Origin of the sequence: Bacillus sp. AFS017336 (genome assembly GCF_002555445.1) — a bacterium.
GTDB lineage: Bacteria > Bacillota > Bacilli > Bacillales > Bacillaceae_G > Gottfriedia.
In genome coordinates this window covers 1-23464 of sequence record NZ_NUCO01000036.1, presented here as the reverse complement: position 1 = coordinate 23464, position 23464 = coordinate 1, and the positions used below count along the sequence as shown (strand labels likewise).

At 32.2% G+C, this 23464-nt stretch carries 18 protein-coding genes; 17 read left to right on the top strand and 1 reads right to left on the bottom strand.

What is annotated here, in order from left to right; translation table 11 throughout:
• Positions 1 to 345: 345 nt before the first annotated feature.
• The 16 genes from CN601_RS19965 to CN601_RS19890 all read left to right on the top strand — a co-directional run bounded on the left by CN601_RS19965 (position 346) and on the right by CN601_RS19890 (position 22243).
• Entirely contained in the window at positions 346 to 4515 is a 4170-nt protein-coding gene (locus CN601_RS19965) for a S8 family serine peptidase (RefSeq protein WP_179865622.1), read from the top strand.
• Positions 4516 to 4865: 350 nt separating this feature from the next.
• Positions 4866 to 6104, top strand: a complete 1239-nt coding sequence (locus CN601_RS19960; protein WP_098121433.1) for a helix-turn-helix domain-containing protein — start codon at positions 4866 to 4868, stop codon at positions 6102 to 6104.
• Positions 6105 to 6490: 386 nt separating this feature from the next.
• Positions 6491 to 10651, top strand: coding sequence for a S8 family serine peptidase (locus tag CN601_RS19955; RefSeq protein ID WP_179865621.1), 4161 nt, complete (start codon positions 6491 to 6493; stop codon positions 10649 to 10651).
• A gap of 495 nt (positions 10652 to 11146) precedes the next feature.
• Positions 11147 to 12385, top strand: coding sequence for a helix-turn-helix domain-containing protein (locus CN601_RS19950; RefSeq protein ID WP_098172099.1), 1239 nt, complete (start codon positions 11147 to 11149; stop codon positions 12383 to 12385).
• 224 nt (positions 12386 to 12609) lie between these two features.
• Positions 12610 to 12984: a Ger(x)C family spore germination C-terminal domain-containing protein gene (locus CN601_RS19945; RefSeq protein WP_179865620.1), complete on the top strand. Its 375-nt coding sequence runs from the start codon at positions 12610 to 12612 to the stop codon at positions 12982 to 12984.
• Between the two features lie 327 nt (positions 12985 to 13311).
• Positions 13312 to 13611, top strand: a complete 300-nt coding sequence (locus tag CN601_RS19940) for a hypothetical protein (RefSeq protein WP_142317379.1) — start codon at positions 13312 to 13314, stop codon at positions 13609 to 13611.
• A gap of 648 nt (positions 13612 to 14259) precedes the next feature.
• The gene (locus tag CN601_RS19935) at positions 14260 to 14658 is read left to right on the top strand and encodes a helix-turn-helix domain-containing protein (protein ID WP_098121428.1); all 399 of its coding nucleotides are present in this window, start codon (positions 14260 to 14262) and stop codon (positions 14656 to 14658) included.
• A 251-nt stretch (positions 14659 to 14909) separates the two neighbouring features.
• On the top strand, positions 14910 to 15278 hold the full coding sequence (locus CN601_RS19930) for a hypothetical protein (protein WP_098121427.1): 369 nt from the start codon (positions 14910 to 14912) through the stop codon (positions 15276 to 15278).
• On the top strand, positions 15279 to 15860 hold the full coding sequence (locus CN601_RS19925) for a hypothetical protein (RefSeq protein ID WP_098121426.1): 582 nt from the start codon (positions 15279 to 15281) through the stop codon (positions 15858 to 15860).
• A gap of 1 nt (position 15861) precedes the next feature.
• A complete protein-coding gene (locus CN601_RS19920) occupies positions 15862 to 16740 on the top strand; it encodes a ParM/StbA family protein (protein WP_098121425.1) in 879 nt (292 codons plus the stop codon).
• Positions 16740 to 17057, top strand: coding sequence for a hypothetical protein (locus CN601_RS19915; protein WP_098121424.1), 318 nt, complete (start codon positions 16740 to 16742; stop codon positions 17055 to 17057). Before CN601_RS19920 ends, CN601_RS19915 begins: the two co-directional genes overlap by 1 nt.
• A 390-nt stretch (positions 17058 to 17447) precedes the next feature.
• Positions 17448 to 18998 (top strand): hypothetical protein, encoded by a 1551-nt coding sequence (locus CN601_RS19910; RefSeq protein ID WP_098121423.1) that lies wholly within the window; start codon positions 17448 to 17450, stop codon positions 18996 to 18998.
• Positions 18999 to 19172: 174 nt separating this feature from the next.
• A complete protein-coding gene (gene mntA, locus CN601_RS19905; RefSeq protein WP_098121422.1) occupies positions 19173 to 19577 on the top strand; it encodes a type VII toxin-antitoxin system MntA family adenylyltransferase antitoxin in 405 nt (134 codons plus the stop codon).
• Positions 19570 to 19986, top strand: coding sequence for a type VII toxin-antitoxin system HepT family RNase toxin (hepT, locus tag CN601_RS19900; protein WP_098121421.1), 417 nt, complete (start codon positions 19570 to 19572; stop codon positions 19984 to 19986). Before mntA ends, hepT begins: the two co-directional genes overlap by 8 nt.
• A gap of 81 nt (positions 19987 to 20067) precedes the next feature.
• A complete protein-coding gene (gene xerS, locus CN601_RS19895) occupies positions 20068 to 21204 on the top strand; it encodes a tyrosine recombinase XerS (protein WP_179865619.1) in 1137 nt (378 codons plus the stop codon).
• Between the two features lie 637 nt (positions 21205 to 21841).
• Positions 21842 to 22243, top strand: a complete 402-nt coding sequence (locus tag CN601_RS19890; RefSeq protein ID WP_179865618.1) for a CarD family transcriptional regulator — start codon at positions 21842 to 21844, stop codon at positions 22241 to 22243.
• 306 nt (positions 22244 to 22549) lie between these two features.
• On the opposite strand, the gene CN601_RS19885 is transcribed toward CN601_RS19890, so the two are convergent.
• Positions 22550 to 22762 (bottom strand): hypothetical protein, encoded by a 213-nt coding sequence (locus CN601_RS19885; RefSeq protein WP_098121419.1) that lies wholly within the window; start codon positions 22760 to 22762, stop codon positions 22550 to 22552.
• A gap of 165 nt (positions 22763 to 22927) precedes the next feature.
• On the opposite strand from CN601_RS19885, the gene CN601_RS19880 reads away from it, so the two are divergent.
• Positions 22928 to 23464: SpoVR family protein (locus tag CN601_RS19880; protein WP_142317378.1), on the top strand; the 537-nt coding region annotated here is incomplete at its 3' end.

The window sequence follows — 23464 nt, the reverse complement described above, 5'->3', positions numbered from 1 at the left end:
GGTAGTAATTAAACCGGAGTCTTTTTTTATTGAAAAGAAAACTATAGGCTCTAAGTAACACAGAGTATTACTAGATCGCTTCCTATTTACTTAAAAACGACAATTAATTAACTTTGTTAGGTTAATACACCTTGGATGACCGATTCATGTAAAAATATGAAATAGTAAGAAATTAATTATATAGAATATAAACTTTATGTAAGAAAAATAGAAATAACTTTGGATTTGTCGAAAATTATCAGTGAAAAAAGAAAAATTGATTAAAAATGTCAAAATCTAAATATTGTAAACTTTCGGTATAATCAAATAAGTGACAGAAACCAAATTTGAATGGGAGAGAAAAGAATGAAACGGTTAATTAAAAGTACTGCAGTTTTGGCATTAAGTACTGGTGTTTTATTTAATGCATTTCCAGTAACGCACCATCAGCCGATTGTAAAGGCTGCAGCACAATCTTCAATTGAAGATGTGCTTTCAAAGCTTACGCCTGAACAGCGTCAAGCTTTAAAAAAATTAGAGGTTACTAGTCAGGAAGGGTTACAGTTACCTTCTTCAGTCGATTTACAGAGTTCGAAAAATCTATCCGTCATCGTTGAATTTAAAGACCGACCTGCAAAAGTAGCTGTTTTAGAAGAAGCTGCCAATGGTAAGAGTTTATCTCTTGAAGCTGCAAAACAAAAAGCAGATACAGCTCAAGAAACATTTAAAACTGACTTACAAACAATTTTTAAAGATGATCTAAAGACAAATAAGAATCTTTATAAAATTAAACGAACATACAAAAATACGTTAAATGGTGTTGCGGTCGACTTACCAGCTAATAAAGTTAAGTCACTATTAAATTCGAAGGTTGTTAAAGCTGTATGGCCAAATAATGTCATAAAAATTGAGCCACCAAAAGCCACAGAAGGTGTGCAAGATTCGACTAAGAAAATGGAAACAGAAGTATTCCCTGGTGTTAGTAAATTACATGCAGAAGGATTTACTGGAAAAGGGGTTAAAGTAGGAGTCATTGATACAGGGATCGATTATAATCATCCAGATTTAACAGATGCTTATAAGGGATATCGTGCGCAACCTGGTGTCGATCCAAAATCCATTAGTCCTAGTTCTGTAAAAGGGTGGGATTTTGTTGATAATGATGCAGATCCAATGGAAACAACTTATGACGATTGGAAAAAATCAGGTTTAGCTGAAAAGGATCCGCTAACAGGTTCAACTTTCTACACGGAGCATGGAACACATGTATCAGGAATTATCGCTGGCCGTGGGAAAAATAATACAGACTATGCTGTGACTGGTGTTGCACCGGATGCTGATTTGTATGTCTATCGTGTGTTAGGAAAATTTGGTTCTGGATCAACAGAAAATGTATTAGGTGGAATTGATAAGGCGGTATCTGATGGAATGGATGTTATCAATCTATCGCTTGGTGCTAATATGAATGATCCAGAAAATGTTGAAAGTCTTGCGGTAAATAATGCAGTCCTTTCTGGTGTGACTGCCGTTGTATCGGCGGGGAATTCCGGTGACGGAATGTATAGTCTAGGTGCTCCTGGTGCCGCAGCATTAGCCATTACAGTTGGGGCGAATGATACGAAAACCGTGATTGCAACATCAAAAGGAACATTACACGGAACTTCAGAAGTAGCAGCTGACTTAAAATTATTAGGAAAAGACTTTAATGATAATATAGATAGTTTAAAAGGTAAAAATCTACCAATTGTTTTAGTACCAAATGTAGGAGCAGATGCTGACTATGCTAAGATTGATGTAAATGGAAAGATTGCATTAGTTAATAGAGGAACAGTGGCACTTTTAGATAAAATTACAATTGCGAAAAAACATGGTGCAGCGGCAGTCATTATGATGGACAATGTACCAGGCGAAGGGTTTATCCCATCGTACTTAGGCTCAAGCTATGGATTAATTCCTGCGTTCTCAATGTCTTATGAGCAAGGAGCTGCGCTTGTAGCTAAACTTGGGACAACGCCAACCTTCTCGTTTGATGAAGTAGGGCAAGTAACGGATGAAGGAAATAAATTAGCGTCATTCAGTTCACGAGGACCAGCGCGTATCACATATGATATTAAACCTGAAGTAACGGCACCAGGTGTTGCAGTATTCTCTACTGTTCCGCCCTATATGCATGGTGCAGATCAAATTGGTAAATATGACTATGCATACGATAATTTATCTGGTACATCGATGGCATCACCGAACGTAGCTGGTGTTGCAGCCTTATTATTACAAGCAAATCCAACTTTAACACCTGCTCAAGTAAAAGAAACGCTAATGAACACAGCCGATGCATTAAACGGAGATTATAGTGTATTTGAAACAGGTGCTGGACAAGTCGATCCTTACAAAGCAATTCATTCAAAAACAAGAATTGAAGTAGTGGATGAAACAAAAGCAGCATTAGATAAAAAAGGCAATCTTAAATCGGTAAAAGATTTAACAGGTGCACTTGCATTTGGTGTATTCGCTCCTGCTGGAAAGAATATTAGTGATCAACGTTCTCTAACTATCTCTAACAATAGTAATCAAGCAAAAACATATGATGTAAAAGTAACTTATCAAGCAGATCGTCGAGGATCATTAGATGCAGACGACAATGGCGTAATGGTTGTGACAGATAAGTCGATTAAAGTTGGTGCGAATTCGAAAAAGAAATCAACTGTCGCAATTACCGTTCCAAAATCAGCAAAATTAGGCATATATGAAGGGTTTGTAACGTATACAAACCATGCTAATCCAGAGGAAACATTCCAAGTTCCTTTTGCGATTAAAACTGTAGAAGAAGGAATGAATCCAATTACGTTGTCACCACAAGCATTTACACAAGTATTTGATTATGCTTATGCAGGGCAATTGGTGTATACTAACGCAACTTTTAGTATTAAATCACACATGCGTACGTTTGATGTGATACTAGAAGATGGAAAAACAGGTAAAGAGCTAGGTTATGTCGGTACGCTTGATGGACTAGGAATGGATGAAAACAAACTATATACTGTTAAAAGTATATTTAATGGCCGATATTACAAAGCTACGGGTAATGATGACGAACCATTTGCGTATAACCCAGATTTAGCAAAACCAGGATACTATAAGGTGAAAATTATTGGCACAAATGATGCTGGTAAAACATTCTCACAAGAAGCACCATTTTATTTCGATAATTCGGATCCTAAAATAACAGTGAACAGCAATGAAATTGTTGAATATAAAAATGGTCAAACTAGCGTAACGATCACAGGTTCCGTTTATGATAAAGAAACAGAAGAAATGCAGAAGCTTGGCATGAACTATAACCAAGGAAGTACAAAAGTGTATTACCAAGATATGTTGGGAGGAAAAGCAACGGCAGTACCTGTAAATCCTGATGGGTCATTTTCAGCGACGATTCCAACGAATGCATCAAGAGCAATGGAATTAAATTTCTACGCGATTGATGTAGCAACAAATAGATCGTTTAAAGGTGGTAGAGACATTTTTGTTACACGTGATGATGTTACATATGGTTATATGCAACCCGAAAAACATTCAGCAAAAATGGGTGAAACAGCGCATGCCACTTTAATGTTAAAGAAAGCAAGTAATGTCAAACAAGTAGTTTATAAGTTTTCTCACTTTGCAGATGTTGCATCAATGAATATTACACCAGATCCAAGTGTAGCAGACAAAGTAGAGATAAATGTGACAGATAATCCAGCTATTCCAGGTGTAACGACTTATCTGACGACTGTTACGATCAAGACAAAAGATGGGATTACGCCACTCTCAGGAGATTTAAAACTTGCAGATTTAGCTTTTAAAATGAGTAATGTCTATACTGCTTATCCTGTTATGAACGCGGCGTCAATGAACAGTGTTGCAGTAACAGATAGTAATAATACAACACAAAATGTTGTAAGTGGAAATCCGGTTATTTTTTCAATGGAACCAACTTATTCATTACTTCGTGGTTCTAAATACGCAGAAGCATTCTTAAATCCAGCAGGTGAGGCACTTGGATCGATTGATTATTCGAAAATGGGAATTAAAATAAAAGCAACAAGTTCAAACGGTACAGTGTACGAAGGATTAAACAATTCTTCAAGTACATTCCAAGTACCAAATTTACCATTAACAGATGATGAGTATGAGCTTGAATTAAACATTCCTGGCCATTTTACAGTTCACAAAGACTTTACAATCGGATTCCATGAAGATGGAAAAGTGACAAATCAAAACCTGTATCTATATGATTTAAAACCAGCTTATGCGGGTGATGTAAATAAAGATGATGTCATTGACGTAATGGATGCACTTTACTTACAAACTTATTGGGGAACAAATAAACGTGATGCAGATATTAACTTTGATGGTGTAGTTGATGAAAAAGATATGGCATTTGTGGAGAAAAACTACCTAATGCAAAATCCAACAATTAACTATGCACCAACACCTAAAAAGAAATATAAATCACAAACTTTAGAAAGCGTTAAGAGCGCTTTAGGAGTAAAATAAAAAAAGAAAAAAAATGATATTTAGATTTTTAATGTGGGTGCCCCAAAAATTTGGGGCATCCCTTTTTTTAGCATAAAAAAATAAGGAGTTATCCTACATAATCCATAAATAGTTATTTTTCAAAGGTTATAATCCCTTAATAACAATGAAAAATATGATTATTTCACTATAATATAATTCATCAATTAAATAAAAAAGTTTGAATGATATTTTTTGTCAAAATTCCAATTACATCAACATTCCATATAATAAAACTATCAAAAAGGGAACTACATAATATTTGGTAAGAAAGATAGTTATCCTATTTGGTAATAAAAAATATAGGAACCAACTTGGTGATGAGGTGCAACATGAATGAGATTATGCTTTATAAAATTACAAAGTTGATGAAAGATAAGAATTGGAATCTAAAAGATCTAGCAATAAAATCAGAAATAAATTATACCGATCTAAGTAAGATATTTAACAATAAAAAGGTACTATCTTTACATTATTTGGATGCCATAACAAAGGCTTTTTATCTACCTAAAGGATTTTTTTATAAAGATTATTTAAAGCTATGCTTTAATCAAAGAAATATTTTAGATAAAAGAAGAAGTGATGCTTTTATTTATGAATGTGCTAAAAATGGTTTTAAATCGGAGTTAACTTATATTTTGTCAGTTATAATTGAAGAAAAATCAGTAGTAATTCGTACAAAATACTTTCAAGGTTTATTTCTCATTGCAGAAAAGCTTTTTTTAGAAGGAAAGGAAAAAGAAGCATTACCCTTATATGAGTGCATTATTGAGCATATGACTAATTCAATTACTGAAGAAGTTGCAATCAGTAATTTTCGGAAATTTTATTTGGCTCGTTTAACAAGTGAAGGGAATGTAGCGTTAGAACGTGTATTAGAATATATTTCGTATATGCCAGCGAAGTTTCAAGAGCTAACTTTCTTATGGATTACGGCAACATATTATACCTTAAAACAATGGGGTGAGGTTTTAGGATACGCGAAGCGATTAGAAAAAATGGCAAAAATAAAAGATCATGTAGGTCGTGCACTGATGTATCAAGCATTTGCATTAACTAGAGTAGGCGGGAGTTTAGAAGAGGTTTTAATTTTAATAGATAAATATGAAAAAATAAATGATTATTATGCAGATTTAGCTGTCGGAAATCGATATGTAGCACTCATTGATTTTGGCAATATTCATGTGGTGGATTCCTACTATAGTTGGATTCGTAACCGTGATGATGTTCATGTAGGAATTCCAAGGATCATAGAATGCTATGTGAAATTAGGGAGATTCGAAGATGCAGACATGTTTATTGAAAAGTATCGTAAACAAATCGCTGAATTGAGTGACACTTCTAACGTACATATGAAGCATCTATATTTAGAATATCGCTATGCACTTGGATTGTTAAAATGTAAAACAAATAAATTGTATGAAGGATTAGATGCATTATTAAATGTTGCTTTAGAAATGAAAAACGATAAGAGTTATGGGGATTTTCAAAAATGTCTACTAGCTATCTGGGATTATCGAAACTTTTTAAATGATGAATTAGAAGAAAAATATATTTTAACGCTAAGTTAAATAGGAATACTATATGATTTAAACAAATTTTCATATATTTCAACGGGCTCACGTACCAAATTGGAATCTTTTTATGCAAATTGACATTTTAAAAAAAACGTAAAATTTATATTTTTCTGTAAACTGAAGTTGGTGGCTAACTATTTAAGGAGCACTTGTAAGGTAGTGAATAATAAAAAGGAAGCTTTTAAGTCCCATGAACCGTAAAGCGTTAGAAGGAAAAATAGATTAAAATCAAAATTAAAAGAGAATACAAAAGTCGTTTTTTGTCGTAATTTGTCTACAAAAATAATGAAGTTGATAGTTTTTATCAAAACGTAAAAAATATAAACTTTCCGTATAATCGGAATAGAAAGAAAAGATAATAAATGGGGGAGAATACAAGCATGAAGCGACTTATCAAAAGTACTGCAGTTTTAACACTAAGTACTGGTGTATTATTCAATGCATTTCCAATAACACACCATCAGCCACTCGTTAAGGCTGCAGCACAATCATCAATTGAAGAAGTATTATCAAAGCTTACACCTGAACAAAGACAAGCTTTAAAGAAATTAGAGGTTACTAGTCAAGAAGGTTTACAGTTACCTTCATCAGTCGATTTAGGAAGCTCTAAAAATCTATCAGTTATTGTTGAATTAAGAGACCAGCCTGCAAAAGTAGCCGTTTTGGAAGAAGCTGCCAATGGTAAAAGTTTATCGCTTGGTGATGCAAAACAAAAAGCAGATGATGCGCAAGAAACATTTAAATCAGATTTACAAACCATTTTTAGCGATGATCTAAAGACAAATAAGAATCTTTATAAAATTAAACGAACATACAAAAATACGTTAAATGGTGTTGCGATTGATCTACCTGCGAACAAAGTGAAGGCATTATTGAATTCAAAAGCTGTTAAAGCAGTATGGCCGAACAATGTGATTCAAGTAGAACCAGAAAAAGTAGCTCAAAGTACTGGAGATTCAACTCAGAAGATGGAATCAGAAGTATTCCCTGGCGTTAGTAAATTACATGCTGAAGGATTTACAGGAAAAGGCGTTAAAGTTGGGGTTATTGATACAGGAATTGATTATAATCACCCGGACTTAACAGATGCATATAAAGGGTATCGTGCTCAAACAGGTGTTGATCCAAAGACGATCAGTCCGAGTTCAGTAAAAGGTTGGGACTTTGTCGACAATGATGCAGATCCGATGGAAACAACATATGATGATTGGAAAAAATCTGGCTTAGCTGAAAAGGACTCATTGACAGGTTCAACTTTCTATACAGAACATGGAACTCATGTATCAGGAATTATCGCTGGTCGTGGAAAAAATAATACAGATTACGCAGTAACGGGTGTTGCACCGGATGCAGATTTATATGTTTATCGTGTATTAGGAAAATTTGGTTCAGGTTCAACAGAAGCTGTTTTAGGTGGTGTTGATAAAGCGATCTTTGATGGAATGGATGTTATCAATTTATCACTTGGATCGAATGTTAATGATCCAGAAAATGTAGAGAGTCTTGCGTTAAATAATGCAGTCCTTTCGGGTGTAACGGCTGTTGTATCGGCAGGTAACTCAGGTAGTGGGATGGATACTTTAGGATCTCCAGGAGCATCAGCGTTGGCGATTACAGTTGGTGCCAATGATACAAAGACTGTGATTGAAACATCAAAAGGTACTCTACATGGAACAGAAGGTGTAGCTGCTGATTTAAAATTATTTGGTAAGGGTTTAGAAGATAATGTAGCAAGCTTAAAAGGTAAAAACCTGCCAATCGTTTTAGTTCCGAGTGTAGGTGCAGATTCTGATTACAAAAATATTGATGTGAATGGAAAGATTGCATTAGTAAATAGAGGATCAGTTTCACTTGATGAAAAAATAAAAAATGCAGCAAAACATGGTGCAGTAGCAGTTATTATGATTGATAATGTACCTGGTGAAGGTTTTGTTCCATCATACCTAGGAACTGGTTACGGATTTATTCCTGCATTCTCTATGTCATATGAACAAGGAGCAGCGTTAGTAGCAAAACTTGGTACGGGCAGTTCAACATTCTCATTTGATGAAATAGGACAAGTAACGGATGAAGGTAGTAAGCTAGCGGCATTTAGCTCACGTGGACCTTCTCGTATAAATTATGATATTAAACCTGAAGTAACAGCACCAGGTGTTGCCGTATTCTCAACTGTACCGTCTTATATGCATGGTGCAGATCAAATTGGAAAATATGACTACGCTTATGAAAATTTATCAGGTACGTCAATGGCATCACCGAACGTAGCGGGTGTTGCAGCATTATTAAAACAAGCAAATCCTAATTTAACACCAGCACAAATTAAAGAAACATTAATGAATACTGCAGATCCACTAAATGGAGACTATAGTGTATTTGAATCTGGTGCAGGACAAGTTGATCCTTATGAAGCAATCCATTCAAAAACAAGAATTGAAGTAGTGGATGAGACAAAAGGTACGTACGATAAAAAAGGTAATTTATCAACAGTAAAAGATTTAACTGGTGCACTTTCATTTGGTTCACACGCTCCAGAAGGAAAAAATATTAGCGATCAACGTACACTGAACATCTATAACAATAGCAATCAAGCAAAAACATATGATGTGACTGTATCTTTTCAAGCAGACCGTCGTGGTTCATTAGATGCTGATGATAATGGTGTAATGGTTGTGACGGACAAGTCAATTAAAGTTGGTGCAAATTCGAAAAAGAAATCAACTGTGGCAATTACAGTTCCAAAATCAGCAAAATTAGGCATTTACGAAGGATTTGTGACTTATACAAATCATGCTAATCCAGAAGAAACATTCCAAGTGCCGTTTGGGATTAAAACGGTGGAAGATGGAATAAACCCAGTTACGATGAGTCCACAAGCATTTACGCAAGTTTTTGATTCAGCGTATCCAGGGCAATTAGTTTATACAAACGCGAAATTTAGTCTTAAATCAAATCTAAGCACAATTGATGTCATCTTAGAAGATGGGGAAACTGGAGAAGAATTAGGATACGTGGGGACTTTAGATGGCCTGCTAATGAAGGAAAATGTTGATTTATCAGCGAGAGTTTTTAATGGATACTATTATAAACCGACTGGTGATGATGAGCACCCATTTGCGTATGATTCTGATTTAGCAAAACCAGGTTATTATAAAATTAAGCTAGTTGGCAAAAATGACGCTGGTAAAACATTTACTCAAGAAGCACCGTTCTACTTTGATAATTACGCACCAAAAATGACCATTAACAGTCCGGATGTTGTTGAATATAAAAATGGTCAAACAAGTGTGACAATAACTGGTTCAGTTTACGATAAAGAAACGGAAGAAATGAAAAAACTTGGTATGAACTTTAATCAAGGTAGTACAACAGTGTATTACCAAGATTACTTAGGAGGAAGAGCCGTAGCGGTACCTGTAAATCCAGATGGGTCATTTACTGCAACCATTCCAACAGTTTCAACAAGACCGATGGAATTAGTGTTCTATGCAATGGATGCGGCATCAAACAAAACATTTAAAGAAGGTAGAGATATTTTTGTTACGCGTGATGACGTGACGTATGGCTATATGAACCCTGAAAAACGTACGGCAAAAATGGGAGAAACAGCGAATGCTACTTTAATGTTAAATCATGCAAATAGAATAAAACAAGTTGTTTATGCGTTTTATTACAATCAAGGTATGGCAACTATGAATGTAAAACCAGATCCAAGTGTAGCTGACAAAGTTGATGTAAGTGTGAATGAAACAAAAGTTTCTGGTACTACTTATAAAGCGACAGTAACAGTAACAACAAAAGATGGAGTTACTCCTTTATCTGGTGATTTAAACCTTGCGGATGTGGAATTTAAAATGGGGAATGAATATTCTGCGGCTGCTACAATCTGGCAAGCGTATATGGATACCACAGTTACAGATAGTAATAATACGACAAATACCGTTCCTAGCGGAAATCCATCGATATATTATTTGGAACCAACGAATTCTTTACTTGATGGCTCTCTGTTGTCAGAATCATTCTTAGCTCCTGATGGAGGTTTAAGGGGTTCAATTGACTACTCTAAAATAGGAGCAAAAGTTAAAGCGACAGCTGCAAACGGTAAAGTTTACGAAGGGGTTATTGCTTCTAGTGGTACATATAATGTACCAAATTTACCATTAACAGATGATTCATTTAAACTTGAAGTAAATATTCCTGGATATTTCACAGAACACAAAGACTTTACAATCGGATTCCATAGTGAAGATGGAAAAGTGACGTATCAACATTATAAGTTGAATTTAAATACTGCGATTGCTGGAGATGTAAACAAAGATGATGTCATTGACGTAATGGATGCAATATATTTACAAACTTATTGGGATACAAATAAACGTGATGCAGATATTAATTTTGATGGTGTAGTTGATGAAAAAGATTTGGCATTTGTAGAGAAAAACTACTTAATGCAAAATCCAACGATTAACTATGCTCCAGCACCAAAAAAGAAATACAAATCACAAACATTAGAAAGTGTTAAGAGTTCATTAGGTGTTAAATAATAACATATTAAATGTTTAGAGTTTAAGGGCTCCGGGATTAACCGGGGTCTTTTTTTTTCGGTTAGGATTATGTCGATAACAACAGTGATTCGATGGAAACAACATACGAGTATTGAAAAAACAGGGGAGACAGAATCAACTTAAATGAAACTTTACGATAGAAACTGTTGTTAATAGTACTAACAAACAAGGAAAATTTGTATCTTAAAAAATATTTGATTTTTGAAAAGTTTCAAAGCTTCGTAATTTCCAATAATTAAATTCTATATAGCATAATGAAATATTATGATTTCACTATTAAATAGCACTTTAATTAAATAAAAAAGTTGGAATGATAGTTTTTGTTAAAATCTCAATTACATCAATATTCCATATAATGAAACTAACAAAAAGGAATAGCTTAATTGGAAACATAGATAGTTTTTCTTTCATACACAAATGTATTCTTTTTGGAATTAACATAAGAGATTAATCAATTTGGTGGTGGAGTGCAAAATGAATGATTTTTTACTTTGTGAGTTTTACAAGCTGATGAAGAAAAATAAATGGACTCTTAAAGATCTAGCAATGAAATCAAAAATCCATTATAGCGATTTGAGTAGAATATTTAATAATAAAAAAACAATATCTATATATACTTTGGATGCCGTAACGAAGGCATTTCAACTACCTAAAGGAGCATTTTATAAAGACTATGTGAGATTATGTTTTAATGAGAGAAATCGTTTAGATAAAAGAAGGAGTAAAGCATTTATTTACGAATGCATCAAAAATGGTTTTAATTCTGAGGTATCTTTTATCTTATCTGTCATGATTGAAGAGAAGTCTAATGCAATTCGTTCTAACTATTTTAAAAATTTATTTTATATATCTGAGCAGCTTTTTTTAGAAGGGAATGAAAAAGAAGCATTACCTTTATACGAACTAATTATTGAACATATGCCCAATTCAGCAACAGAAGAAGTTGCAATTAGTTATTTTCGAAAGTTTTATATGACTCGTTTAACGAGTGAAGGAAGTTTAGTTTTAGTTCGAATTATTGAGTATTTATCCTATATGCCGACTGAATTTCAAGAACTAACTATTTTATGGATTACGGCAACTTATTATATGTTAAAACAATGGGATGAAGTTTTACGTTATGCGAAACGATTAGAAAAAATGACGGAAAATAAGGACCATGTAGGACGTGCATTAATGTATCAAGCATTTGCATTAACAAGATTAGGTGGTAAATTGGAAGACATTTTAAATCTAATTGAAAAATATGAAAAAATAGATGCTTATTATGCAAATATTGCTATTGGCAATCGCTATGTAGCTCACATTGATTTTGGAAATTTATATGTTGTTGATTCATATTTCAATTGGTTATGTAATCAGGATGAATTTTATGTTGGTATTCCAAGAATCATAGAAAGTTATGTGAAATTAGGTAGATTAGAAGATGCTGTGAACTTTATTGTAAAGTACAATAATCAAATCGTTGAAATGAGCACCTCTACCGAATTATTCAAAGAGCAACTATATTTAGATTATAGTTATGCGCTTGGCTTATTAAAATGTGAAACAGACAAAATAAATGATGGATTAGATGAATTATTAAACGTGGCATTAAAAGCTAAAAAATCTGATAATCGCGAACGGTTTTACAAATGCCTATTAGCAATCTGGCAGTATCAAAATTATATAAGTGAAGAATTAGAAGAAAAATATATTTGGATTCTAAGTTAATTAGAATTAAAATGTAATGGCTTCGGATTCGTCTGGAGTCTTTTTTAGTTATCAGACCAAAAAGAAGTAAGTTACATGATCTACTAAAATCAATTTTTATAAAATTTTTCCCAAAACCTTTAGAAACAAATAATATGAAAATAACACCCAAAAATAGCTCTAAGAATATTTCAAAATCATTATTATTTATTGAAAAGTTCATTACTTTTTCTAAGATGGTTAGTATGACTACACCTTACGTCGCTACTGATAATAAAAATAAATTAATTATTGGTGGAGTAAAATTATTTAATGGTGATAAGTATACCGGAATTAGTTTATCAGAAGAAAAGAGTAGTTTATTATTACTCTTAATGAATCGATTAGAAAAAATGAGTCAGATGGCTAGTAATGAACTTTCTACCGTACTAGCTAAACAATTAGAATTTGTAATTAACTCCCTTTTGAAAGCTAATTGCGATTCATTAGGAATTGGAAGAAAACTATCAATTTATTATCCGGAAATTTGGAAAAAAATTGATTGGGAAAAAGAATATAGAAATGTTCAATTTGACATAATGGTTAAAGTGAACATTGAAAAAACTGGCTCAGTGTTTTAATGATAAATACCAGATAACCTATAAGTTTCTCCACTGTATAATCATGTTCATGTATGAGCTCTAGATCAGACAATGTAACTTCAACACCGCAAGTAAAGCTACAAGTAAAATCCACGTGATGTGTTAAGAACAAGTTGAACACGATATGTAAAACTTACGCGGAAATAGCTATTGGAAATCGATTTTGTGCTTTTTTAGATTTTGGTCATTACGAATATGTCGATGAGTATTTAAGTTTGTTAGAAGGCAGGGCTAATATGTTTGCCGGCTTTCCACGAATGTTGGAGGCTTATGTGGAGTTGCAATCGACTAGAGGATGTTGAGCGATTGCTGGAAAAATTTCAGCAAAATATCCAAGTTTGGGCTGCAAGTAAACATCCGTATCAGCAGGAGATGTACCTGCGTTTTCGCTATGCTTATGCTAAGTATCTTATCGTAAGTAAGCAATTTTCAGAAGGACTTCATGAGGTGTTGGATGTAGCGTATGCTGCAAATAAAATCGGAATTTCAGACCGATTCAAACAATGCCTTCTCATCTATTGGGAATATAGAGCTTATGCGACTGTCGAGCATGAAAAAATGTATAAAAAGATGTTCCACACGGAAAACATGAGTAAATTACCTTAAGTATGTAAAAGTCCTTAGTTATACGACTGTATGTTACTTAGCCAAATGGTAATTAAACGAGAGCTATTATAAATGCTGCTAAATGAGGCGAATTTTTTTCATATTAGCATAAGAAGTGGTTCTGAAGTAGAGTGAAGGCATTATTAAACAAACGTTGGATTAAAAGCTGGAGATTCTGGAAAAGAACTTGATTAATCCGATGTTTTCATACTTGTTCGAAAACCTGCTTTTGACAACAGATGTAATCTTAGTTGGGATTTATTGCATGAAAATAAGGGATTACTAGAGGGATAAAATGATATAATTCACATAAAAAGTAATAATGGTTTTACTAAATGGAGAGCAATCGCGTTCTTTGCAATTAGCTTGTTTTTAAGTAAAATAAAATCAATAAAATGAAAATGAAATAAGCATTCGAAATAACATAATGAACGATAACTATAAGAATGTTTCTCCTGAAGGTAAAATAAAAAACGTACTGAGTGAATAGATATTAAAGTATATCAATTCATTCGGTACATTTTATAATATTTACTTTTTTCTGCCCTGTTCAATTGTTTCTCTTATACGTTTTTCTATGTCCTTTTCTTTCATTATGTATCATCCTCTTTTTAATATCATTCTTCACAAGAAAGGAGTCTAATATTCATGGAGATTACAATTAATATTCCTGACGATATGGTAAAAGAGTTTAACAAACATTTAGGATATTATAATTTGAAAAATGATTTAATTGGTGAAAAATATGAAGCAACAATTGATGATGTGATAATTGGAGCATTAAAAATGTACCTACAATGGACAGCAGTTGAGACGTCTCCATTAATTAAAACGGATGATTTAGTAATAGAGTCAAAATACATTAACATAATAAAAAAACAAGAGAAAAGTCAGAAAGAAATATCGGTTCACTCTGGAATTCCCAAAAGTACGCTTTCTGTATTATTAAATGGAGGTAGCGTACCTAGTCTTGAAAATTTCATTCGGTTATGGATAGCACTAGGGCAACCACCTATACAGCACTTACTTGATGTTAAGGTCAAGTAAGTGTTTTTTTATTGCATAAATTTATCTTTCTGAACTTTTTTTAATAAAAAGTTTAAAAATCTGAATAAGACAAGTCCCACAGCTAATACATTTTAGCAAAGAGTAAGAATTACTTATATTTACTCACAATTACTTACTATTACTTAAAATTACTCAGAATTTAGTAGGGGAGAGGTGCACTTAGAGAAATAAACCGACCGACCTAAGGATATGAGCAAATTTTTAAAAGATTAGTAGGAAGGAGAGAGGGGATGAATCTTAATCCGATTTTCAATCATGAAAACTATAAGAAAAGAAGATCCAATAAGAAAACTCGTTCTGATAAAAAAACGGATGTAAAAATTTATGTTTCAGAAACAACTTACAATTACTTATTTAAAAAAGCAAGTGCATTAGATATCAGTATGACTGAGCTTGTCTCAAATGCATTTTATGTCATGTTTAGAAGAGGGTATGATTATCAGCAATTTAGATACTCAGTAACTGATTACATGGTTCATGTGAAACTAAGCAAACAAGATAATAAGACATTAGGTAGATATGCCGGAGAGTGGATGATGAACAAACGAAAGGCAGCTACCAATATTTTTAATAATATTTTGCATATAAGGGGTGTTTAAATGTTATCAAAGTCTTATAGCGAAGCTGATTTATTATATTATGACCATTGTAACCGAAAAGGAAAATCATTTTTCAGAGGCATGAATAAATTACTCGGTGTTCCCCTTAACATTGAAATACCATCTGTCCACATTACTCGTTTAACATCAATCTGTAGAGACTTCAGGCAGAAAACTGGGGCAATACTGTTTATCAATAAACTAATCGAATTTCTAGTTCAAGATTTTATTGAAGAAATCACGACAACAGCAAACAAAAAAGAAATCTATCGAAGAATTTTAAATATGGATCATTCAGTTGAAATTTCTGGGATTAATGAAAATGAAGTTTCAAAGATTCATAGTTTACCAGATTCCTACTTTTCTAACTTACAGACTACTAGAATCGTGTTTAAATATGATGATATTTATCGTTTAGAAGTTACATTGTCTGACTTAGAGACAATACATGAACATGAATATACAGTAGAGAAACTAATAGGCTACTTAATATCTGCATTTGTGATTGATATTCAACAATCTGGATTGGGTAAAGTATTGAAAGAATTGATTTATAAGTTAGATCCACAGGAGGAGTGTTAAAATGACGACACCTAATAACACTTTAAATCAAATTATTGCGATTGATGCTGGTAATAATGAAGTGAAGGTTTGTATTGGAAGTAAACTAGATAAATTTTGTTCAGCAATAGCCGACTGGCATAAAAGACCACAACAAGAACAACACGGACCGGATGACATGGAGTGGGAATACCAAGGGATGAAAGGGTTTGGTGGAACATTAGCAAAAATAGAGTCTGAGTTTGGGAGTGGAATGTACGGAGCTTCTAAAAATCATTTTGAAGCAACAATGAGGATACTTTTAGCGTTACACCGTAATACGAACGAAAAAGACGTGTATCTTGCTGTGGGAAATCCATATGATTCATTAACGAAAGAAGTAGCACTGGATATAAAAAGCTCTTTAATCAGAACGCATGAAATAAAAGTGAATGGTCAATTGAAGAAGTTCGTCATTAAAGATGTGATTGTTGCGGCTGAAGGCGCTGCAGCATTTCATTCAGTACCTTACACGACTGAATTAGTTCGAATCATTGATGTCGGAAGCGGAACAGTGAATTTAATCAGTATTCTTAGAGGGAGAATTATCGATATAGAAAGTTTTACAACAGACTATGGAATGTTGACCAGTAAGTATGGTGAAGCGAGCCCGTTTGCAATAGCAAGAGGTATTATTGGTGATACTTCAAAAAAATGGAAAAAAGATGATAATGTAAAAGTAGTTGGAGGTCCAGCTGAAATAATTGCACCTTTTATTAAAAATCACTATACAAACACAGAGATCATTACACCACAGATATGGACACCTGATGGCATTAAGTTTGCACTGCCAATTTTTAGCAATGTCGTCGGAATGTACAATTTGGCAATGAAGAAATTTAGTGATTTGGTGCAAGTATAATGGGCAAACGTGGGAGAAAAAAACAGGAAACGGCAAGAGTTCAGATTACATTGTTTATTTCGAACAAAGAAGATAAGGAGATCCATGAGTATATCACTCAGGCGACCAGTAATAGTGCTGCAGGTAGAGAATTGTTATTAAATGCGTGGAGAATGAATCATAAACAATTTTTTTCAGAGCAGAATAAAATAGAAGATATTGAGATTTATGATCAAAACAATGAATTGCGATTTGATACAATTCCAGAGGGATTAGAGATCGTTTATGAAGAAGGTTTGCAAGAAGTAGCTGGATCAATGGACGATTTCTACTATTAATAAAAATAAAAGAAGATGATTAATTATAAAATAACTACACCTATACTACCACCTAATCTATTATTCTTTAGGTGGTGGTATTATAAAGAGCAATTTAATTCTATTTATAAACAGAAATATAATTTTTTAGCATTCCTTGACAAAGGGATACCATCCACGTATAAATTGGAAAACTATACTAAATCAAATAAAAACAACTTCGCATATAATTTAAATTAACTACAAAGAAGTATTAACTGGAAATAAATGAAGTAGGGAGCACTAATTAATTGCTCTCTTTTTTGATTATATAAGTGTTGAAGAAAACAATATTAATAGATGACTAAATTTATTTAGTATATACTAAGATTAAAAAAATATAATAAAATCAATAACAATGAAGGTGATAAAATGGCTTATCCGATTATTGATGTAAGTTCTTGGGAATTACTAGGAGATGAAGCTCCAGCGTACATAGGAGAACGAGATAAAGCGTGGATAAAACATCCAGAGAATGGTCGATGGGTGATGTTCAAAATCCCTAGGGAAGATAGAGGTGAGCATTGGGCAGAAAAGATATGTTATGAGTTAGCTTGTAAACTAAATTTACCTAATGCTGAGATTGAATTAGCAGTTAGAGATGGGAAATTAGGATGTTTAAGCTATTTTTTTGTAGATAAAGAAAATGGTTATTCTCATTATGATAGTGGTCATTTTCTTCCATACTCTTATAATGATAAAGGAAAGATTATATATAAAATTGAAGATATTGAAAAATTTTTAAATGGAATCAATTTAGTTGAGGACTTTCTTTCGATAATAATGTTTGATGCCTTAGTTGCAAATGGAGATAGACATCAAGATAACTGGGGGATTACACGTCATGAAACGAATGGATCTCGATCAATTTCTTCAATGTATGATAATAGTGCCTGTCTTTGTAGAGATTTAGAACCAGATGATGTAGAGAAATTTTACAACTCTGAAGCAGAACTTTTAAGGTACATTTATAAAGGAAAAGCAAAAGTTGGAATGTCTGTTGTAAAGAACGCTAATCATTTCACTTTAATCAAATATTTACTAGACAAATACCCTCAGAAAATGCAAGAATTAATACATAAAATTAAAGGTTTAACTGATCGTGATATAGAATATATAGTTAATCAGTTACCTGAAACTTTATTAACAGATAAGCATAAGACAGTTGTGATAAATTTTATTAAGCTTAGAAGAAACATAATAATCAATATAGGTGAGAATATGAATAACGATATTAATAAACTTTTATTAATATGGAAGGATCCTGATACACGAAAGCGCTTTGTCGTAGGAACCTTAAACTATTTTATAGAAGAAGATGCATATGAATTTGCTTATTTAAATCCAGATTTAGATGAAGCACTTAAGCATGGATTTCAAAACTATCCAAGTTTTCCAGATATAAAAGGAACGTATAAGAGTGTAGGTGGACTGTTCCCAGGAATTCGTCAACGTTTACCTAATCAGAAACGACCTAATTATCCTGAAATATTAATGAAGTACAATTTAGATGGTACTTCTACTGATATGGAGAAATTGGCAGCTACTCGTGGGCGATTAGGCACTGATACATTTGAATTTGTCCAAGCGATTGAATTTAAAACTGGTACGAGTTTTCAAGTTACTTTTGATTTAGCAGCAGCTAGAAGATACGATTTTCCAGAAATTAAAAACAATTTAAGTGAAAATGATATAGTATCTTTAATTCATCATTTAGAAAACGAAGTCGATGAATTTGCAATTAAAGTTATGTTTGATATGAATTTGTGCTTAGGATTTGTTCCAAAGTATTATTCTCGTGAAATTTTCAAGATGATTAATTCTGGTCAAGATTATGTTGCAAAGATAAAGAAACTTGACATTAATAATTCAAATCCGGATGAATGGGTAAAAATCTTTGTTGAAGTAATCCTACAAGATTAATAAAACTATTAAGCCATCCTTAAAAAGGTTGGCTTTCTTAATATATATACATGATAGAAAGTACTCTGATTATGAACTTCGCATATAATTCAAGTTAAATGCGAAGTATTTTAAAGTATTTGAAATGTGGTATAATGATTTATATAATTTACATATTTTAGGAGGTAAATCTGGATGATTCCTCAAGAAAAACTACAAGAAATAATAAACGTGTTAATAAAAAAAATTGATCCGTATGTCATAATCTTGTTTGGTTCAGCAGCTCAGGATCGGTTGCGATCAGATAGCGACCTTGATTTAGCATATCTTAGTGATATCAGTTTAGGTAATTATGAACGATTTTTATTATCACAAGAACTTGCAAATCTTTTAAATAATAACGTCGATTTAATTGATTTAAACATTGCTTCAACCGTATTCCAGGCCGAAATTATACACAATGGCAAAGTAATACATTGTTCAGACGATGAACGGAGACTAAATTTTGAAATAAAAATACTAAAAATGTATGCAAAATTAAATGAAGAACGGAAAGAAATACTAGATCATATTAAAAAAAGAGGTTCTATTTATGAATAATCAAGTAATATTAAATAAAATTTCCACAATAGAACGTTGTATCTCAAGAATCAATGAAGTATTTGATAACAATTCGTCTAATCTTCATGATTATACTAAACAAGATTCAATTATTCTAAACATACAAAGAGCTTGTGAAGCGTGTATCGATTTAGCTATGCACTTAGTCGCGATTAGAAAGTTAGGAATTCCGCAAACAAGCCGAGATGCGTTTGATTTATTAGTAGCAAATTCCCTTCTCGACTCTGAACTATCTATGAAATTAAAAGCCATGGTAGGTTTTCGAAATATTGCTGTGCATGATTATCAAAGTGTAAACCTTGATATCGTAGAAAAAATTATTGAGAATCATCTTGGAGATTTTAAAAAATTTACACGGCATATTATAAAAATTGCTGATACTTTTTAATAATTTAGTTATGTTAACTAGTCTGCGTATAAATTGGATTATATGCGAACTTTGTCGAAATACGTAATGAGGAATGATATTATGAGCCATACAACGAAAACACTTAAGGATATAGAGCAATTTGAAATTAAAACGAAGAATTTACAACAAGAAAAACATCTACATCAACTAAAGGTATTGCTCCCTTCCCTTCCACCGTATGTGTTTAAGTATTTTCAGAAGAACCGTAAACGTTCAGCTACTACTCTATTTAATTATGCAAATGATTATAAACTGTTTTTTAAGTTTTTAGCCGATAATAATTGGGTATTAGAACATCTTAATATAGATAGCATATCTCCTATTGATATCCCAATTTCAGTTCTTTCAGATTTACCATTAGAAGAAGCTGAAGAGTTTCAAGGTTACTTAGATGGTAAATATGAAAAAAGAACTGTAAATCGTAGAATCAGTGCTTTAAAGAGTTTATTTAATTATTTAACCCAAAAATCAGAAGATCCCGTTACTAAAGAACCTTATTTTTATCGTAATGTTTTTGCCAAAATTGAAACAACTAAAGTAAGTTCAGATCCTGCAAAACGTGCGGATTCATTTGAACAGAAAATTTATAAAGGTAATGAGGATTTACGATTTTTGGATTTTGTTGCTGCTGAATATGAAAAGTCCCTCTCCCCTGTTCAATTAAGATTTTTCTTAAGAGATAAAAATAGAGATTTAGCGATCCTATCCCTCTTTTTAGGCAGTGGTTTACGCTTGTCTGAATTAACATTTTTACAATTAGAAGATATAAATTTTGAGGAAAATTTGTTAGGGGTTTATCGTAAGGGGCAATCAGGAAAAGTTTATGTTACTGTAAGTCCAAGAGCCATGGATGAATTAAAAGAATACTTACATACAAGAACAGAAAATTATGGATGTGCTACCGATGAAAAACATGTATTTTTCACTAGATATAAAGGAAGTTACTCTCCTCTTTCTATACGTTCTATTCAAGATTTAGTAGAAAAATATTCGAAAGCATTTAATGTAAATAAACGATTAACTCCACATAAATTACGTCATACGTTCGCTACCAAGCATTGGACTGCAAATAAAGATTTAATTGGTCTACAAACGCAACTAGGACATACATCAAGTGAAATCACCTCAAGTTATACACATGTTGGAAAGGATAAACAGCATAAAAACTTGGAGAACATGGATAAACTTGAAGATTAATAGTTTTGGAGTATAAAACTGTTAAGTGATGATTGTTTTTTCAATAACCCCGAAGAATTCTAATAATTTTATAATTGCTAAATTAATCAGTTTAGATTTCTCCACTTTTTCCTAATGTACTAGATTTTTAACTATTTCAGTAGTTAAGTCTGATTTCATTTAGAAAGAAATAGAAACCTTTTTTACTATTTTCTTCGAAGTCTTTTTTCAAGAAAGAAAATTTAACATTAACAACATTGTTATTGTTAACATATGTTTTAACTTTCATGTCGTTATCGTTGTTTTTGTATATGAATATCTAGTTTACATATACACGATTATCGGCAATAAAAAAAGGAACTTCTATGTGGTCTTACCCCTGTCAAGTTCTCACGAATATAAACTATATCGCAATTAGGAACATTAGAATAAAAAAAGGTGCATTTCCTTTCATTTTAAATTAATATCCTTTCAAATGATTTTTAACCTATATATCCCTGCGACTCTTGAACTTAAACAACTAATGCAATGCGTTAGTTGGATAAGGTATATTTTGATCTATCATAATAGTTAAGTAACTTAATCCAATCTGTCTTCTTCAGATGAAATTTAATAGATATTTGTTTCTTCATTTTATTTAGGATAGAATACGTCTTCTTTGAAAGAAGTTCAAGGCGAAATACTGCAGTATTTTGTTATAAGATTACTAATTAAAAAGATGGAAGTAATGATTCCAATTTCGAAAATGGATAATTCAAGAATTCGAAGAGTCATTGATTCATATACTCTTGACAACATATTAAAAAATTTCCACAATGGAGAATCTGATCGTTCACTTTCATACAAACAAAGATTTAAGCTAAATACTGAGAAAATGAAAACAGGTAATATTGAAAAATGCGCAGAAGTAGTTCGTGATTTAATGAGTATAGATAAAGAAAAATCTCTTAATTCAAGTGAAAAACAGTTGTTAGGTAACGCAAGTAAAATATTTATAAGGGAACTTGGATTAGTTAAAGGGATTACAGAAATTCAAGCCAAAGAACTATTGTTCGGGTAAAAAATTATCATTTAATCTTACATTAAATATAATTAATCAAATGATGAAATAATACACCAAATATATTGTATTGAGTTCTTCCGTAATTAGCAGAAATTTCATTATACAGTAAGGTACCCATGAAAATAAATTTTTAATTGAAGAGCTGCTTTTAATGTGGGCCAATATTTTTATCGAATAACTGAAGACTACTTAGATCGACATTTTAAAAAGGACTTTACGTTTATAAAAAGAAAGAGGTCTTTTTTTTGAATCATTTGTATCTATTTAATATTCAATTTGTTCAACGACGAAAAAGCATCCAATTTAATTGGATGCATATTTAAGTATTCCGCTTAAAAAGAGTGAATCTTCTAGCTGTGTGCACTCTTTTAGTTTGATTAATCCATCTAGTTCTAGTTCCTTAGCCAGTTTTTCAATCATTTTTGTATCATATTCCAATGAATTTTTAATGGTGATTAAAAAGAAGTTTCCTCTTGTTGCAAGTCGAAGGTTCTTTAATAGATTCTTTTTACTCATTTTCCCATCCCCCTTCTAAATTAGATTAATTCGACACAAAAGAGGTTTTGTCCTGTAAATTCAATTAAATTACAAATTTTTTTGTAGGATTATTAATTTAATCTCATAGTATATAACGTCAAAAAATCTCATACATTGTCAATACACATAGTAGGGGGAATAATAATGAACTCAAATAATTTTCGTGAATTAGAGTATGCAATAGACGAAATTACTGAAATTGCCAAAGGATTTGGACTTGATTATTTTCCAATGAGATATGAAATATGCCCATCCGATATTATTTACACGTTTGGTGCGTACGGAATGCCAACAAGATATTTTCATTGGAGCTTTGGGAAAAAATTTTATAAGATGAAGTTACAATATGATCTAGGATTAAGTAAGATTTATGAATTAGTGATTAATTCTAATCCATGTTATGCATTTTTACTTGATACCAATAGCCTCATACAAAATAAATTGATCGTTGCCCATGTACTCGCTCATAGTGATTTCTTTAAAAATAATGTACGATTTAGTAATACAAAACGAGATATGGTCGAAAGCATGACTGCAACTGCTGAAAGAATTAATCAATATGAACAAAAATATGGAAAAAAGCTAGTAGAAGAATTTTTGAATGCGGTTATAGCTATTCAAGAACATATTGACCCTTCAATTGTAAGAAATAAATTATCGTGGCAATTAGAAGATGATATG